This window comes from Bartonella sp. AD13SXNS (assembly GCF_042196465.1).
Lineage (GTDB): Bacteria > Pseudomonadota > Alphaproteobacteria > Rhizobiales > Rhizobiaceae > Bartonella.
Genome location: NZ_JBHIQI010000005.1, coordinates 120,552 through 138,601, shown reverse-complemented (window position 1 = coordinate 138,601; position 18,050 = coordinate 120,552). Strand labels below are relative to the sequence as shown.

Genomic DNA, 18,050 nt, shown 5'->3' with positions numbered 1-18,050 from the left:
AATGTAAAGAAAATAATTAAGATGATTTCTTAATGGCCTTCACAATCTCTTCACGTAAAATATCTTCCAGCAAAACAGGCAATTTAGACTGTAACCATTCAGCTATAGCCGGACGCAATACATCCTTTGCAATCTTTTCTGCGGAAGAAATACAATACGCAGACAATTCCACTCGACCAACTCCTCCATCTTCTGACTGTGGTTTCTTTATTTCATCTTCATATTCTCTTGCTTTATAAACAGAATTCCGTTCCTCAGAAGAAAGCTTCATCTTTTGCACATCCATACCAACTGCATTATTTTCTGCCTCTATACTCTCTTTCTCTTGCATTATTCTCCCCCCTTGATTTTCAGAAGAAAGACCAATACGATCAGCTAAAGCTTTCATAGCATCATCAACCGATAAGGTTGTATCATAAACACCTTCTAATGCACCTTCTGAACGCTCTTCCGAAGCATTGACTGCAACATCTTCATTTAAAAAGTGATCAGATTGAACCGCATTTTCTTCGATTATTTCACGAATAGATGTTAAAATTTCATCCATACTTGGCTCACGTAACACGCTTGAACTCTGTACCATACTTTACAACCTCTCAAAGACGCAACAACAAATAGAATCATATTTTCAGTGTATGCAAAAGAATCATAAGATCAACATACCTCTCATGATATTTTCAAATATGCTTGTCATAAAGAGGGCGCTGCACACAATTTTCTGCACTAAAAAATAACATATTTCTGCTCTATTTTTAACACACCCAACTCTTGATAAACTCATCTTTAAAAACTAAAATAATTTAAGATTCAAAGAGATACTTTTATGTATTATCGGATATATTGAATTGTTTTTAAACCTAAATAACTTGCAGTCAATTTACCAATAGAAGATTGAACACTATAGCTCGCCACCACAGCATTACGCTCTGCCATTGCAAGCGCAATTTGAGCATTAATCAATTGAGTACGAGAATTTAAAACATCCAATGTCGTTGCCTGCCCTACGCGATTTTCTTGAACACGACCTTTCAGAGCAATTTCAGCAGCACGAACACTTTCACGGTAAGCAACAACAGATGAGCGTGCGCCCTCCAACTGAAACCAAGCAGAAGTAAGTGCTTGTCTCGTACTGCTATGCGCCAAATCAAGTTGAAGCTGCGCCTGTCCAAGCTGTTCCCTCGATTGGCGAATCTGTGCAGATGTACGCCCCCCTTCAAAGATTGGGACACTTACTGACAATCCTATTGATTTAGAAATGCCATCCTCTCCAACACCGCTGTAAATTCGATTATAAGACGCAGCCGCAGAAAAATCAACTTTTGGGAGCAACGCTCCTTCTTTCGCCTTTACATTGTAAACACTCGCATCGACTAAATATTTAGCATAAAGGATAGCTGGATGCATCGCAACACTCATTTGGTAAGCCATATCAAGATTGGCGGGAAAATCTTTGGCTACCGGTGGGCGCTGTAACTTTTCAGGATCAGAACCGATAACTTGTCGATACACTGCCTCGGCTGCTTTTACATCAGCACGAGCAAGACTCAGCTCTGAAACTGCCACGGAACGCGCAGCTTGAGCTTGAGCAAGATCAACACGGCCTCCTTCACCCACATCAAATTTTGCTTTATCGGAACGAACTTGCTCTTCAAGAGCTGCCAAATTTTCTCTCCGAAGATCGGCAACACGACGTGCCTGATAGACATTAGCATAAGCCGTCACAGTTTCCAGAAACGTATTTTGTTCAGCATTACGAAGATACTCACGTTGAGCCTGCAACTTAACTTGGGCTGAAGAAAAGATATTTTGCGTGATAAAACCGTCAAATAATCTTTGATTTAATCTTACACCTATAGATCCAGAAGTCACATAAGGGCCTGTAAAAGATTTATTTCGCCCATAGCTGCCAACTCCTTCAACTTGTGGCAACAACCCCGATCGCGCAATAACAACATCCTCTCTGGATATACGCACAGCTGCACGTTCACTATTCAACTTAGCATTGTGTTTATAAGCCTTAGAAAAGGCATCCATCAATGTTTCAGCACAAACAGTCTCTGATAAAAAAACACTCAACACCAACAACAAACATGCCTGAAACTTCTTGTTTATTTTTAACACAATACACACAACAACATACCCCAAATAAATTACGAAATTATCTTTTATTCACCGAACAAACAAGCTCTAAAATACAAAACCAGGTGTTTTTAAAAAACAAGGAAGAGGTTTTACAGCAAGATTAAAAGCACAACGTGCCGAAATGATTCCATCTTCTTTTATATAGATTCGTGCAACAGCAGCATTTCCATATCCTTCAACCACAACAAGACGTCCACTGTTTTTCATCTGATCAAAAATACCTTGTGGAATAAAATCGACAGTTCCCTCAACAAAAACCACATCATAAGGTCCCTCAACGGCATATCCCTGCTCTAATGGACCATGAATCACAAGCACATTGTCACATTGATTCCGTTCTAAAGCTTCAAGAGCACGTTCAAAAAGAGATTTATTACTTTCCAACGCAATCACAGAGCCTGCAAGTTTTGAAAGCAAAGCCGCACAATAACCACTATTTGCACCAACATCTAAAACAACATCTGATGATTTTACAGCAGCAAGCTGTAGTAATTTCGCTAGAGATGCAGGCTTCATCAAATAGCGTGCAGAATTTCCGTCTTGCTCTGAACATAAAACAATATCGGTATCAAGATAGCTTAATACTTTCATCTCTTCCGGGACAAAATCTTCACGAGATACCGTTAAAAACGCTTTAAGAACCGATAAATCCGTTACATCGACTGTACGAATTTGATTGTCAACCATTTTGCGACGAAGCTCAGCAAAATCTGCAATCATAACGACTATTTTCTCCTAACCTACAAAAAAACAAACAAAACAACGACAATGAGAAACGAAGATCCCTGAAACTATAAATGTTACTAGAAAGGATGTTACAGTCAACAACCAGATTTTCCCTGTACGACCTCTCATACAAAAGTGATACCACAACTATAGAGGGAAAATCTATTTTCCTATGCCTTAATCTCCCCTAAAAGCCGTTTTTGTTTAAAATCGGCTGGAGGCCTCGCCCGGAATCGAACCGGGATACAAGGATTTGCAGTCCTCTGCGTAACCATTCCGCCACGAGGCCTCATCAACAAATATAAATATAAAGGTCTCAATAAGGGAAGGCAACGCATCCGTCAAGGTGTAGAAATCTTCTCTTGTCTTTTTTCCTCTTATTACACAATTTACCATATTTTTTTAAAAAAAGTAATTTTATCCTTTGCAAATCAGAATTGCTTTGCTATAGGCTCTTTAGTAAGTGATTGAGCATCGTTCCCCGGTAGCTCAGCGGTAGAGCAACCGGCTGTTAACCGGTTGGTCGCTGGTTCGAATCCGGCCCGGGGAGCCATTTCTTTTCTTATTCCATATAGCAAATTGTTTCTATTCACATTTTTAAACATGAGGGATCCTCAAGTAAAAGTGAGGGAATAGGATTTCCGCAATTGAATAGAGATACAATATACTATGAGGATAATTTTTTTTGCAGTAGATGCGAAAAATGATTAATTCATTTTAAATAAAATAGCTATTGTACAAGTTTTTTCTTATTGATTAATTTAAAAATAGCCAACAGGATTTTTATCAAACTATTGTAACTCTGTCAGAGAACACTGTAACTGTTTGCGCATTATAAATCACAATTTCTTTCGTGAGAGAAAACTGTAAAACTAAATTAATAATAAAAAAGTTTCGTATGATTTTTTCTTCTAACTTAAAAATGATTTGTACTCAATAAAGCAATTAAGCTCAAAAACCTGCTCATAAAATAATCATTTTGAAAAATGTAAGAACAACAATCGAGATCATATATATCACTCTACACCCCACATAACTTCTTCCCCATCCTAAAAGCAAAAAACATAAAACGAGTCTGTAAACACTCCGGCGTCTTATCTAACAGATTGTTCCTCCTGCTAACCACTTCAACGCTTTACAAACAACCTTGCTTTGTTCATCACACTGTCATAAAATATTTAATACATAAAGTCTTATAGGCTTTATATCCCCCAAATAATAGTGTTTTACAGTAAAACCAAGATAACGAGCTAAATTGTTAAGAATCCTGAGAAAGTCTTCAGAAATCATGACATTCTCGCTATTGTATTATGCAGTCACACGCTTTTTTAAAGAGATATCTCTTAAATCCCCCAGGACTCTTTCACATTGACTCCCGTAAATGGTATAAAATGAAATCGATTGATCAGCCCCATCTTTATTTATAATAAAAGCCATACCATCATACTATTTTCCAACTCTCAATCTCAGCAATACCCGTTGCCTTTGAAAGAGTTAATAAGAATCATTTTATTTATTTTTTCAAATGTTTATCTATACGATAATTTCACATATAACGTGCAAGTGAATACTTTTGATTGATCCGCATAAATAGCTTCAAAATGAAAAAAATTTACGATATAATGAACTATTTAATATATAAAACAGTAAGTTATTATTAGACATCAACTTTTAAAGTTAAAAGTCATCATTAAAGATAAAACACATCCTATATAAAAATAATTTTATATAAATAAAATCTACTTTTATTCCCATTTTAAAAAATGGGAATAAAGCAAATAAATAATTGCCTCTACAATAATGATTTTTTAAAGATTTTTAAATAAATCCAACCAGCTAGAAGTTTTCTTACTTTAACAAGAGTATTTTATAGCTCTTTTCAATTGAGAATAAATCAACAAAAGTAAAAAATCTCCTGTATATGATCTTTTTTCAAGACTTTATCTAAGCAGCCTTCTTAACTGATTTCCGAAAACGAAAAGTCTTTGCACGCTTTGCTACCGCTTTTGTTTTTTGATGCCTCTCATTTTGAGGTGAAGAATTCTTCCGTTGCAACTGTGCAGCATCATCTTTTCGACCTAAAAACCGTTTCTGACGTTTAGATTTTTTAAAACGGCGTTCTTTATTGTTTTCCTTTTCTTCACTTTCTGGCTCAATTAGTTTTTCTGGAAATGCTGCAAATTGTTCTGGAACAGATTCAGACACCAATTTCATACGAATCAAACGCTCTACAGCACGCAACCGAACCGTTTCTACCCTTTCATCAAAAAGCGTAATAGCTTCACCAGATGCACCATTGCGTCCTGTACGACCAATGCGATGCACATAACTCTCAGCTTCATCTGGTAAGTCATAATTAATAACGTGGCTTATCCCTGGTATATCAATACCGCGTGCTGCAATATCTGTTGCAACAAGGATCTGCACCGATTTTTCACGAAAAGCTTTTAAAGCAGATTGGCGAGCGCCTTGTGATTTATTCCCATGAATTGTTGCAACTAAATATCCGATCTTTGCTAAACTACGTGTGACAGCATCAGCCCCATGTTTCGTTCGAGTAAAAACAATAACCGAAGCAAAATCTGGATTTGTCAAAAGTTTACTTAAAGTATCCTTTTTTTCACTCGTAGGGATGCAATATAATTTTTGATGAATCTCCGCAGCGGTAGTTCCTTGAGGAACAACTTCGATTTTAATCGGATCATTGAGTAAACACTTTGCAAGCGCAGCAATTTCTTTTGGCATTGTCGCAGAAAAAAGTGCTGTCTGACGTTCTTGATGCAAAAGCTTTGCAATTTGCTGGACATCATGAATAAATCCCATATCCAACATACGATCTGCTTCATCCAAAATTAAAAAACGCGTTTGAGAAAGATCAACACATTTTTCACGAACAAGATCTCTCAAACGCCCTGGAGTCGCTATCAAAACATCCACACCTGCTTCCATACGTTTAATTTGTTTTAAACGTGATACGCCCCCAAAAATAAGACATGTTGAAAGATGTGCTCCTTTCGCCGCAGTGCGAATCGTTTCATCAATCTGAACAGCAAGTTCACGCGTTGGAGCTAAAATCAAAGCACGTGCAGTTTTAGGGCAGCGTTTATCACCCAAAGCCAAAATCTGACTTAAAATAGGTAAACCAAATGCCAAGGTTTTTCCAGAGCCTGTCTGAGCAACACCTAAAATATCGTGTCCTTTCAACATCACTGGAATAGCTTGTTCTTGTATAGGCTTAGGTTTACTCATCCCAGCAATGAGTAAATTTTTAATCAAAAGAGTAGGCAAACCTAACTTTGTAAAAACATTTTCTTCTTTTATAGGCAAAATAAAATCTCTCCTCAGCTGAAAAACTTAAAACAAGTAACCAGCTGAACTTTCCACTCAAGAATCCGCGCAAGAGAAATCCCTGACATTTTAAATGAAGCAACGCCTAAAAAGCGGCTTGCGCAACTCATGAACACCTTGAAATCAAGATAAAGGCGTATAAACTTCACTTTACAAAAAGCCAACAAACCAGCCTAAATGCCTTCATCCCTATTATCTTTGGATTATGATAAAAAAGCAAGAACTTTACGAAATACATTTATCATGAATAAAAACAATATTTAGATCGTTTATTTTTTAATGATTGTGTCCATCGGTAAATGTACCTTGATAAAATCAGGATAAATCTCGAGAAAAACTGGATTTTGTAAAGTTTTTTGACCGCCATAAATTAAATACCATTGGTTTTTATCAAAAATCGCCAAAGTTTTATATTGAATGATGCGATCTTTCATCTCAAGAACTGTTGGAATTAAAGCATACAAAGTACCGTTATCAGTTTGTAAATACTCTATATTTTCTTTATCTAAATAATAAGCACCAGAAGGCACCCCCTCAAATTTCCTATGCAGCTGTTGAAGAAAATCACTACGTAAAGCACTCTCTGTTGTATTCAATCGATGTGCCATCTCTTTATAAAGCCGCTCAGGCATATAACGAGAAATAGGCATAAAATCCCCATTTTTTATAGCATTATTGACATCAACAACGACTCTTGAAAGTTCAGCTTTTTGTACTATTGTTGGCTGAGATGCTAAACTCTGTTGATTAACAATCAAAAAGAAAAATAGACTCAGCACCGAATAAAAAATAGGTTTCATCATTATACTTCTTGTTTTAGTAAAATTTCAGTTTCTCAAATAACAAAATCAAATAACGTTTGATCATCAGTAATATCACGATAACGCCAACCTAACGTTTGAAATTTTTCCTCTAAAAGACAAAAATTACTGTATTTTTTTGTTTCAATCGCAACCAATACAGAACCAAAGTTTCTCGCTGATTTTTTAAGATATTCAAAACGCACGATATCATCATCTGGTGATAATGTGGAAAGAAAATGACGCAATGCACCAGGATGTTGCGGAAAACTAAAAATAAAATATTTTCTCAACCCTTGGAAACGTAAAGAACGCTCTTTAATTTCTGGCAAACGCTCAAAATCAAAATTACCTCCTGAAATAACGAGAAGAATTTTTTTCCCCTTTAACTCTTGAGGAGGAATACTGTTAAGCGCATCAATCGATAAAGCTCCAGCCGGTTCAAGAACCACACCTTCAACATTAAGCATTTCAACCATCGTAGAACAAACGCGGTTTTCAGGAACCGTAATGACAGAATCAGGGGGAAATTGCTTTAGAATTGTATAGTTTAGTGCACCAATTTCAGCCACAGCAGCCCCATCTACAAAAGTGTCAATGCTTTCAAGCTTGACGCGTTTTCCACTCTCCAAACAAGCAAGCAAACTTGCAGCTCTTTGCGGCTCAACAAAACGAAGCTTTGTTTTCCAACCATATTCATGTAAAAACTTGCTCACTCCACTTGCCAAACCACCACCCCCTACCGGCACAATCATCAAATCTGGCTCACTTTCTCCATTGAGTTTTTTCCATTGTAAAGCAGCTTCACAAAGCACTGTTGCCTGCCCTGTAATAATGCGAATATCATCGAAAGGTGGAGCCATTACACCACCGCTCTCCACGACAAAGGATTGCGCAGCTTCATAACATTGATCAAATGTTTCACCAATCAAACGAATATCAATGAATTCTTTACCAAAAATACGTGTTTTTTCAATTTTTTGTTGTGGCGTTGTCATAGGCATGAAAATCACGCCTTTACGTTTAAAATAACGACAAACAAATGAAACCCCTTGCGCGTGATTCCCCGCTGAAGCGCAAACAAATGCAGAATCTGGTGATATACAGCTAAGCATTTCTGAAACAAAATTGAAAGCACCACGAATCTTATAAGACCGCACCGGTGTTAAATCTTCACGCTTTAAATAAATTTCTGCGTCATACTTTTGACTAAGAAAATCATTTCTTTGAAGTGGTGTTTCAGCAAACACGTGATGCAATCCCACCATAGCTTTTGTGACGTCTTGAATAAATTGACTCATAACACTAATCATTTCATACTTTATTTACATTATAAAAGCTTTTTCTATCGATAAAGGAAACTATTGTCAGTCAAAATTTCACTAAAAAAATGAAAAATGTTTCTTTTGTCATTAATTCTTGATTCAATAAAAGATATAGCTTATGAGAGAACTCACATCGCGGACGTGATGAAAACGGTAAACATAGCAGACTTAAAATCTGCCGGTCGAAGACCTTGCGGGTTCAAGTCCCGCCGTCCGCACCAATTCATGCAAATTCTCTTTATTTTCTAATGTTTAGAAAACTATCTTTAAGTTTATTATTTGTAACTCTATAACAATATTATCAGATGAAACTGTAATGATATAAAAGACGAATCATTCCTTCTTTGCAAACAAATATTTCAACCATACTTTATAAACTAAAGAGTTACATTCTAAACAATAAAGAATCTGAATAACTCTTTAGAATCATTCAAAGTTAAAGATTTCTTTCCCACTATAATAAAGGCCCTACCAAAGATAGGACCTCTTAAACTCCTAAGCCGAATTTATTCCTACAAAAACTAGAATTTGTAAGCTATTCCTGCACGAAAATCATTCGTCTTATACTTAACTTCAATCTCGTCTTTAAATTTCTTTTTACCAAAATCTGAGTAACGATATTCCGCACGTAAAACAAGATTATCTGTCATTGCAAAATCAACACCACCACCCAGAGTGTAACCAATCATCATTTTTGTAGCATCCGATGTCCTATTAAAAGGTTCAGATCCCGTCATGACTGTCGACAAAACATCTTGAAATTGTCCATAAGCGATACCGCCAGCAATATAAGGCATCACTCGATGAGCAGAAAACCCAACACGCACCCTTGTGGCTCCAGTCCATTTTTGTTTAAAAGTATGATTAAAAGTTAAGCTATCCTTTTCTTCTGTAGTCTCTGTACCAGAGCGAGAAAAGCTAGACCCCTGCCCTTCGTCAAACTGTGCCCTTTTATAACTTTCTTTCTTTTTACCATTTTCTTCAGTACCAGCATCAGTTCCAGTACCAGTATCAGTTCCTTCAGTACTAGTTCCTCCAGGACCCGAACCACCAGCACTCGATTCATCAGCATGAAATTTTGTTTTTGTATCCTTTTTTTCCGTTAAAAGGATATCCGTATCAATCCCCACGATAAAATTATTACCAAGATCAAAATTAACACCCGCATAAAGGCCACCTACGAAGCCAGAAAGCTCAGGCATATACTGTTTCTCGACGGGTACCCATGGTTTACTTTTACTCTCCTCATCAGGATAGAGAGGAATATTAACATCACGCGTTTTTGCAGAAATTTTACTTGAAAAGCCACCACCTTGCCCCCCAAAATAAAAACCCGACCAAGAAAAAAGTGAAGAAGAAGCAACTTCTGAAGCAACATGTACTGACTCTTCAGGAACTATGACATCTGCAGCCTGTACTATAGAAGATGAAACCAAAGAAAAAACAGATGCTGTTATAAATTTTGTATTCATAAAATTATACCCCATTGCTAAATTTAAATATAATTAAAAATCACATTTAGAAAAACAAAGTTTTATAAAATTTTATACCAAAAAACCGCATGAACTCCTTTACATTTACATTTAAATCTATCACTACTAAATACATCATTACATCAAAATTGAATTTTATCAAATAAATTTTAACAACTATTAAAATATTATAATAATGAATACTTTAAATGATAAATCTTTAATAAAAATATCTATTATATTTTTAAAAATGAGAAAATGTAATACCTTTTTTATCCAAATTACCGCATAAAAATCATAAAATAGAATATTTCAAAGCATTTTTTCATGAAAAAAAATTCTGAAATGATGTAATTATTTTTAGCATATTGATATTTATTAAAAATATTATAACTATAAAATAGTATAGAAATACCTCTATATGCTTATATATAAAATGAATAATGTATATTCTACGTATATAAAAAATACATCTATCTTACACTGAAATCATACTACCACTTTTAAAGTATGAGATTATTAATACGCGCAATATCGTTATCTTTCTAGAGATTATCTCAAAAAAGTCCTCAATCACTTTATTTAAAAATTGCTCTTCCCCTACTGATTTCTATATTATCATCTGCTTTTATTGCAAAACGGTCTTTATTAGGAAAAGTTATAAAACATCCTTTCATACAAATTGTAATTGTTTGATGCGTATTTAAAGAAATTTTTAAAGGTACACTTCCTTCAACAACAATGAAAGAGTGTATCTTTAAATCAGTATTTTTCACTGTTGCGGCAAAAGCTGTTATGGTAAAAATATTCAACAAAATAACGGTAATAAAAGCATAAATACATTTCAGCATTCTAAGATTCCTTCCTCAGCAAAACGCTTATATAAGTCAAATCGAAGAGCATTGGTTATATGAGAAGATGAGGTAATATTAGGCACATAAATAGCCAAATTAAAGGAAAAATTCTTACAATCAAATGCAGTAAAACTCACCTGTGGGATAGGATTTTTTAAAACTCCTTCTGTCGCAGAAGCAATCTCTAATAAAATTTCAGCAACATGCTCTGGCGCAACCTTAGATGATACAGTAACTGGAATATCAATTCGTCCTACTTTATTACGTCTAGTCCAATTACTCACATTATTATTAATAAGGCTTGAATTGGGGATAATAATCGTCTTACGCTGAATTGTCTCAAGCTCCGTTGCACGCACACTAATACGCTTAACAACACCACCTACTGATCCAGATTCTATATAGTCTCCTATTTTAAATGGTCTTCCAACTAAAATAATAAGTCCAGAGACAAAGTTTTGGACAATATTCTGCAAACCAAAACCGATGCCAAGTGAAAGTCCTCCAGCAATAAGAGCAAAATTTCTAAGATCCAAACCTGCCATTGACAATCCTATCAAAGCAGACACCACAACGCCACCATAACTTATAACTGTTTTAATAGAATTACGTACACCAGAATCAAATTCTCCATGGTCCAACACCACATTATCTAACCAACCAATAAATCGGCGAATAAGAAACCAGCAGACACAAAAAGAAATAATTCCTGTTACAAGAGAAACCAAAGAAAGAGTAATATTTCCAATCTGAAAACCGGTAACCAATTGCCACAACACTACTTTCAAATCAGAATAGGAAAATCCAAACCGTACAGCAATGGGCATTGCACAAAATACCACAACAAATAAATTGAGAAAAACGCTCACAACAATTCCCAATTGATTCATCGTTTTTTCTTCTAAATGAAACCTCTGCATCAAAAGATGACCAACTGTTGTTTTCATAAATTGACCTTTAGTTCCAAGTGCTTGAGCGCTTTGTATTCCTAAATACATGAGCACTAAAAATGCTCCACCAATCATAATCTGCTGCATAATAAAACGTGCGAGACCAACATAACCTAAAAAATTCAACACAAGCAGCAATAATCCCAAACCAATAAGAGGAATGCGTATATAAAATGGCCAAAAATACGGTTCTTTTTTTTCTTCTTGAAAATTCCTACGTCTAAACCGCGCAGGTACAAATGATATTATAAACAGTAATATCGCTACAAGAAAAACAGCAATAAAACTTTTAGCAATTGTCAAAGATATAGGAGCTGAAATGATTTGATAAATACTATCAAGAACAGCATCAAATGCCAAAACACCCCCTAAAGAAGTGAGCAAAATCACCAATTGAGAAGCAGACGATGGTGCAATATTGAGAAGGCGCACATGGGGCCTATTCGATGAGAAAAGAACAACCGCTAATCGATTAATTAAAAACACTAAAATAATTTGACAACCGATCATATCAAAAACTGTCGTAAGCTTACCTGGATCTAAGTTAAAACTACGAAATAAAAACAACACAAGATAAACACAAAAAATACAGATAAGTGAAGGTAAGAGAACTGAAATAAAGGCGATTAATAAGCGCTGTAAATACGATATTTCCTCATTAGACTTCGTAAAGTGGCAATACACATGAACAAGAACTTTATGAGAAAAATATGAGAGACCAAACGTAATAAAAAGTGGAATTAAAAAGGAAAGAAATAGTTCTAATAACTTGAAATAAAATATAAAATTACACCAAGAATCTAACAACAACAGAAAATCTGATGAAGCCTCTTTTGTTTTTTGGGCAAGATGCTTAACCATCGGGATCGAAAACTCAAGCCTGTAGGTAAGTGTATGTTTAAAAAGCTCACGAGATTGAGAGATAGAAAGTTCAGCTATTCTATTCGTCGCCAAAAAAAACGCTTCAAATTGAAGCATGATACTATTAATTTTAGCTTTTTGCTCTATCAAGTAAGAGTATTCCTTCACTGAACTTTTCAGTTTTTTTACGTCATGATAGAGCTCGGTTAATTGATCAAGAAGTGCATTAATCTCATTAAGAGGAGAACGCAAAACAAATGCTGCCTCAAAAGCACGCTTACTGATATCTTGGGCCCGTAATCGCAGTTCTTCCAAAGCACGTTCATCTTCTGATTTTCTGTCAAAGTCCCTTTTTAAAGCTTTAGTATCTTCTTCAAGAGTCTTAATAATCAATTGTTGCTGTTGAATAATTTCATCAACTGAATAAGAAGCTATTGTTTGTTCGACAATTGTATTTTGGTCCTCCTTATTTCCCCATGCACCAGAATTTAAAGCAACAATAATCGCTAAAAGAAGGAAAAGTTTGTGGATATTTTTTTTACAAAACGAATACATATATACCTTAGATGCACAAAAAGGATTTTATCTTCTCCTTTAGATATAGTACAAGGAAGATATTTTCAACTTTTATAGAATAATCTTATAAAAGCTTTCCCTTATCCTATAATACTGATAATAAGATAAAAGAATGATAAATAAGCTGAGCTTAATAAGATTAAAGAAGGCACTCTAGTATGTTTTTTTTGCACCTTTATTGCAAAAAAGAAGATTTTTTTCCTTTGACAACCTGGATTTTTCTATCCAGTTTAGGTGTATTCTTGACGAGCAACCTAGAAACGCGCGCTTATTTAATCAAACAATCACACACCAATAATGTCATTAAAACGAATAGATTTGATTTACATCATAAGTGTGATCAGGTGAATGTTACCACAACTGAAAACAAAAAAACTGCACCACTCCATACAGAATCTATTTTTATTAGGACCTTTCAAACAATCCTAACACTGGATTTCTTTTTAATAAAGATTCCAGCTATTGTCACACAACCTTGTAACTTTCAAACACAATATTTCTCAAATAAACGCGCTCCTCCCAATGAACACACCTAATCCTCTTCCTTGAATTATAAAAAGATTACCTTATTTTATTTGTGCTTTTAACTTTGAATAACTGTTAGATTGCCTATTAGCGGAATATATCATGCGTACACCTGGTTGGTTAACTACCCTTTATTGCTTTATCCTTTTAAGCAGCATTTATGTTGCTTTACCCAATTTATTTTCACACGAACAAGTTAACAACTCGAAATTTTTACCCAATACCCGTGTGGCACTTGGTCTTGATCTTCAAGGAGGCTCTTCTCTTCTGCTCGAGGTTGATAGCAAAACGTTAAAACGCGATCAATTACACATCGTTTTAAGCAATGTGCGCAATGTATTGCGTGAAAAACAAATCCGTACATCAAATGTGCGTATCGTTGAAGATAGCGTTGTCGCGCTTATTTCTGATCCCTCACAAACTGAAAAAGCACTCTCTGCTTTGAAAACATTAATAACCCCCATACACAGTAGCTTTGGTACGACAGAACATAACATCACGATCAGTGCTCAAAATGAAATGTTTCGTATCACATTAACGGAAGCTGGTATAAAAGACCGTATAAGCAATGCTATTGAACAAAGCTTAGAAATCATCCGGCGCCGTATAGATCAAGTTGGTGTTTCAGAACCAGCCATCCAAAAGGTCGGAAATGACCGTATTATGGTCCAATTGCCTGGTTTACAAGATCCAAAACAATTACGTGATCTTTTAGGAACAACTGCCAAAATGAGTTTTCATCTTGTTCCTTCTAATGTGGATCCCAATAATCCACCGATAGGTGTTTCGATTCTTCCTGGATATACTGATGAAACGCAACGCTATGCAATTTATGATCAAATTGCTTTAGATGGAAATGTCCTGAAAGATGCCCGTGCTGGCTTTGACCCACAATTGCCAGGACGTTCTATGATTTCATTTACTCTAGATTCGGTTGGTGCAAAAATATTTGCCGATATAACACGACAAAATATTAACCGTCCTTTTGCCATTGTTCTTGATAATAAGGTTTTAACCGCTCCTACCATCAATAGTGTTATTCCCAATGGACAAGGTCAAATTACAGGAAACTTTGACCCCAAAGAAGCCTCAACTCTGGCTGCTCTGCTCCGCGCTGGTTCCCTCCCCGCACCACTCACCGTCATTGAAGAAAGAACCGTAGGTCCAAATCTTGGCGCTGATGCCATCCAAATGGGACTTTATACCGGCATAATTGGCTTTATTCTCGTTGCAATTTTTATTTTTCTTCTCTACCGCATTTGGGGACTTATTGCGAATATAGCACTAGCCCTCCATACGATTTTAACATTTGCTGCACTAAGCCTCCTTGGAGCTACGCTTACGCTGCCCGGTATTGCTGGTATTATCTTAGGCATCGGTATTGCCGTTGATGCCAATATTCTCATCAATGAACGTATTCGTGAAGAAAGTCGAAAAGGCGTGAGTGCTTTTGCAGCTCTAGATCGTGGATTTAAACAAGCTTTTGCAACCATTGTTGATGCAAATGTTACAGCCATTATAGCCACTGTTTTACTATTTTGGTTTGGCACAGGTCCAGTTCGTGGTTTTGCTGTAACAATGTTGCTTGGTATTATTATCTCCATGTTTACAAATATCACCATTGTCCGCATCATCATGATTTGGATTGTTCGTAAATGGAAAATTAAAAAACTGCATATTCATTCTGCTTTCAACATTCTCCCACAAAACACAACTTTCCACTTTATGAAAGCGCGCTTCATTGGTATTGGCGTCTCAATTGTTTTATCAATGGCTTCAGTTTTTCTCTTTTTTAAGCCTGGCTTAAATTTCGGAATTGATTTCATTGGCGGAAGCCAAATGAGTATTACCACGAAAACACCAGCAGACTTAGCCACTCTGCGTTCTAAGCTTTCTACTCTTAATATTGGTGAAATTACCTTGCAAAATATTGATAACGAAAACAGCGTATTAATTCGCATGCAGAAACAAAGTGGTAGCGAAGCACAACAAACCATCGCCATTGATAAGGTCAAAACAGTTGTACAAAATATCTACCCCGATACCATATTCGATCAAATAGAAGTTGTTGGCCCCAAAATTTCAGGTGAGCTTGCCACAGCTGCTTTTACTGCCGTTATTCTTGCGGCTATTGCCATGTCTTTCTACATATGGTTCCGCTTCGAATGGTTCTTTGCCATTGGAGCCATTGTCACACTCATTCTAGACACCACAAAAATGATTGGCTTTTTTGCTTTATTTCAATTTGATTTTAATTTAACAGCCATTGCTGCGCTCTTAACAATTGTTGGATATTCCATAAATGATAAGGTTGTCGTCTATGATAGGATGCGTGAAAATATGCGTCTTTATAAAAAAATGCCTTTGCGCGAACTGATTGATATGTCAATTAATCAGGTTCTTGTACGGTGTCTTTTTACATCAACTACAACGATTCTTGCTATGCTTCCCATGGCGATATGGGGTGGAAATGCTGTTCATAATTTTGCCTTACCCATGGTCTTTGGAATTATTATTGCAACATCATCCTCTATTTTTATTGCTGCTCCTATTTTACTCCTGCTAGGAAATTGGTGGCATAAACGAAATAATCGTGCCAATATTAAAGTGAAATGAGAATGCCTTTAATACATATGATACATCACACTTCTCTTCTCATAGAAATATAGTCATTTTCATTCATTCGCTTTTTGATCAAGAATAGTAAATAATTCATGCTCCACGACACACCACTTATCACAACTATTGTTGCAGGCTTATGTTTAGCATTTCTCTTGGGAATGATTGCTAACCGTTTGCGTATTTCACCACTTGTAGGCTATTTATTAGCGGGTGTTATTGTGGGGCCCAATACAGGTGGATTTAAAATAGATTCCGTCATCATTAATCAACTGGCTGAAATTGGTATTATTTTGCTAATGTTTGGTGTTGGGCTACACTTTTCATTAAAAGACCTTTTATCTGTCAAAGCTATTGCTGTCCCCGCTGCTATTGCACAAATGGCATTTTCTACTTTTCTAGGTTTGTGCCTTGGTCTGATCATGGGATGGGGCTTTAGTGGTAGTTTGATCTTTGGTCTAGCTTTATCCATAGCAAGTACGGTTATCCTTCTACGTGCTTTGCAAGAGCGTCATCTTATTGAAACAGAAAAAGGACGCATTGCCGTTGGATGGTTAATTATTGAGGATTTAGCAATGGTCCTTATACTTGTTCTCATACCTTCCTTGGCAAGTGCCCTCAGCAATACAAAAAAAGAAGCGTTGGATCCTCTTGTTCAATGGTTAGATTTAAGTATTTGGGGTATTTTTGGTCTCACCATCCTGAAAGTAATTGTATTTATCGCACTTATGCTTGTCATTGGACGACGCGTTATCCCATGGCTTCTAAAAATGAGTGCACAATCGGGATCACGTGAATTATTTCGTCTTAGCGTCTTTGCTATTGCATTAGGAGTAGCTTTTGGAGCCGCTCATTTATTTGGTGTTTCTCTTTCTCTTGGTGCTTTTTTTGCTGGTATGGTTATGAGCGAATCAGATTTAAGTCACCGTGCTGCTGAAGAATCTTTACCACTGCGCGATGCTTTTTCTGTTCTCTTTTTTGTTTCTGTAGGTATGTTATTTGACCCAGAGAAACTCTTGACTCATTTTTTTCCACTCTTAGCAACCTTATTCATTATTGTAATCGGAAAATCTGCCGTTACCTTTTTCATCGTTAAAGCTTTTCGCTATTCTAATGCAACGGCTTTGACTATTTCTGCAAGCCTTGCCCAAATCGGAGAATTTTCCTTTATCCTTGCTGGTTTAAGTTTAAGCTTAGGACTTTTAAACAATGACGCCCATGATTTAATTCTTGGAGGAGCAATTTTTTCTATTTTGCTCAATCCTCTTGTTTTCATGGTCTGTAACAAAATTAAAAAGCATCTAGAAAAATTGTCTGCAACTTCACAAAATACCCAAACAATTATTGATATTGATCCAAAAGATCCTGACCAAGATTTTTTACCGATAACCTTAAAAAACAACCATATCGTAATTATTGGCTATAGTCGTATCGGTAAGTGTGTTGCATTATCTTTAATAAACAGAGGGAAACCTATAGTGATCGTAGAAGAATCAAAACGCCTCTCTGATAAAGCAATTGCAGATGGCTTTGAGGCTATTTGTGGCAATATCATTCAACAAGAAACAATGACCGCAGCAAATATAAATAGCGCACAAAAAGTTGTTATTACAATGCGAAGTACCATTGAAGTAGGAGAATGTATAGTGAATATACGTGATATGAAGAAGGATATCCAGATAATTACGCATGCATTATCCGATACAGAAACAGCTTATCTCGTTGATTTAGGTGCTGATGTTGTAGTAACGGATGATGAAGAAATTGCAAATGGCATTATAGAGCATATAACGGAACAAAGCTCTGTACAGAATATGCTCAATCATGAAAATTTATAAAACACAGAAAATGG

Annotated in this window: 12 protein-coding genes and 3 tRNA genes; 5 read left to right on the top strand and 10 right to left on the bottom strand. The window is 35.9% G+C overall.

Annotated features, from left to right (window positions below; genetic code table 11):
• Positions 1-16: 16 nt before the first annotated feature.
• From ACFIMQ_RS05255 to ACFIMQ_RS05240, 4 genes are all read right to left on the bottom strand, one after another.
• Positions 17-583: a DUF2497 domain-containing protein gene (locus ACFIMQ_RS05255; RefSeq protein ID WP_375616874.1), complete on the bottom strand. Its 567-nt coding sequence runs from the start codon at positions 581-583 to the stop codon at positions 17-19.
• A 245-nt stretch (positions 584-828) separates the two neighbouring features.
• On the bottom strand, positions 829-2,079 hold the full coding sequence (locus tag ACFIMQ_RS05250; RefSeq protein WP_375703543.1) for a TolC family outer membrane protein: 1,251 nt from the start codon (positions 2,077-2,079) through the stop codon (positions 829-831).
• A 108-nt stretch (positions 2,080-2,187) separates the two neighbouring features.
• Positions 2,188-2,862 carry a protein-L-isoaspartate O-methyltransferase gene (locus tag ACFIMQ_RS05245; protein ID WP_375703538.1) on the bottom strand — a complete coding sequence of 225 codons (675 nt, stop codon included), beginning with the start codon at positions 2,860-2,862 and terminating at the stop codon, positions 2,188-2,190.
• 221 nt (positions 2,863-3,083) lie between these two features.
• Positions 3,084-3,157: transfer RNA gene (locus ACFIMQ_RS05240), tRNA-Cys, on the bottom strand.
• A gap of 189 nt (positions 3,158-3,346) precedes the next feature.
• On the opposite strand from ACFIMQ_RS05240, the gene ACFIMQ_RS05235 reads away from it, so the two are divergent.
• Positions 3,347-3,421 (top strand) — tRNA-Asn (locus tag ACFIMQ_RS05235).
• Between the two features lie 1,391 nt (positions 3,422-4,812).
• Here ACFIMQ_RS05235 and ACFIMQ_RS05230 read toward each other — a convergent pair.
• The 3 genes from ACFIMQ_RS05230 to ilvA form a co-directional block, all read right to left on the bottom strand.
• Complete coding sequence (locus ACFIMQ_RS05230) at positions 4,813-6,195, bottom strand: DEAD/DEAH box helicase (protein ID WP_375703537.1); 1,383 nt, start codon at positions 6,193-6,195, stop codon at positions 4,813-4,815.
• Between the two features lie 290 nt (positions 6,196-6,485).
• Positions 6,486-7,016 carry a hypothetical protein gene (locus ACFIMQ_RS05225; RefSeq protein WP_375616883.1) on the bottom strand — a complete coding sequence of 177 codons (531 nt, stop codon included), beginning with the start codon at positions 7,014-7,016 and terminating at the stop codon, positions 6,486-6,488.
• Positions 7,017-7,051: 35 nt separating this feature from the next.
• Positions 7,052-8,329: a threonine ammonia-lyase IlvA gene (gene ilvA / locus ACFIMQ_RS05220; RefSeq protein WP_375616871.1), complete on the bottom strand. Its 1,278-nt coding sequence runs from the start codon at positions 8,327-8,329 to the stop codon at positions 7,052-7,054.
• Between the two features lie 147 nt (positions 8,330-8,476).
• On the opposite strand from ilvA, the gene ACFIMQ_RS05215 reads away from it, so the two are divergent.
• Positions 8,477-8,562: transfer RNA gene (locus tag ACFIMQ_RS05215), tRNA-Leu, on the top strand.
• 300 nt (positions 8,563-8,862) lie between these two features.
• On the opposite strand, the gene ACFIMQ_RS05210 is transcribed toward ACFIMQ_RS05215, so the two are convergent.
• The 3 genes from ACFIMQ_RS05210 to ACFIMQ_RS05200 form a co-directional block, all read right to left on the bottom strand.
• On the bottom strand, positions 8,863-9,813 hold the full coding sequence (locus ACFIMQ_RS05210) for an outer membrane protein (RefSeq protein ID WP_375703536.1): 951 nt from the start codon (positions 9,811-9,813) through the stop codon (positions 8,863-8,865).
• Positions 9,814-10,391: 578 nt separating this feature from the next.
• Positions 10,392-10,664 (bottom strand): hypothetical protein, encoded by a 273-nt coding sequence (locus tag ACFIMQ_RS05205; RefSeq protein ID WP_375616721.1) that lies wholly within the window; start codon positions 10,662-10,664, stop codon positions 10,392-10,394.
• Positions 10,658-13,033 carry a mechanosensitive ion channel family protein gene (locus tag ACFIMQ_RS05200; RefSeq protein WP_375703535.1) on the bottom strand — a complete coding sequence of 792 codons (2,376 nt, stop codon included), beginning with the start codon at positions 13,031-13,033 and terminating at the stop codon, positions 10,658-10,660. The genes ACFIMQ_RS05205 and ACFIMQ_RS05200 overlap by 7 nt, the downstream gene beginning before the upstream one ends.
• A gap of 179 nt (positions 13,034-13,212) precedes the next feature.
• On the opposite strand from ACFIMQ_RS05200, the gene ACFIMQ_RS05195 reads away from it, so the two are divergent.
• From ACFIMQ_RS05195 to ybaL, 3 genes are all read left to right on the top strand, one after another.
• On the top strand, positions 13,213-13,590 hold the full coding sequence (locus tag ACFIMQ_RS05195; RefSeq protein ID WP_375616719.1) for a hypothetical protein: 378 nt from the start codon (positions 13,213-13,215) through the stop codon (positions 13,588-13,590).
• A gap of 91 nt (positions 13,591-13,681) precedes the next feature.
• Positions 13,682-16,195: a protein translocase subunit SecD gene (gene secD, locus ACFIMQ_RS05190; protein WP_375616718.1), complete on the top strand. Its 2,514-nt coding sequence runs from the start codon at positions 13,682-13,684 to the stop codon at positions 16,193-16,195.
• A 98-nt stretch (positions 16,196-16,293) separates the two neighbouring features.
• Entirely contained in the window at positions 16,294-18,036 is a 1,743-nt protein-coding gene (gene ybaL / locus ACFIMQ_RS05185) for a YbaL family putative K(+) efflux transporter (protein WP_375616717.1), read from the top strand.
• The last annotated feature ends 14 nt before the right edge of the window (positions 18,037-18,050 follow it).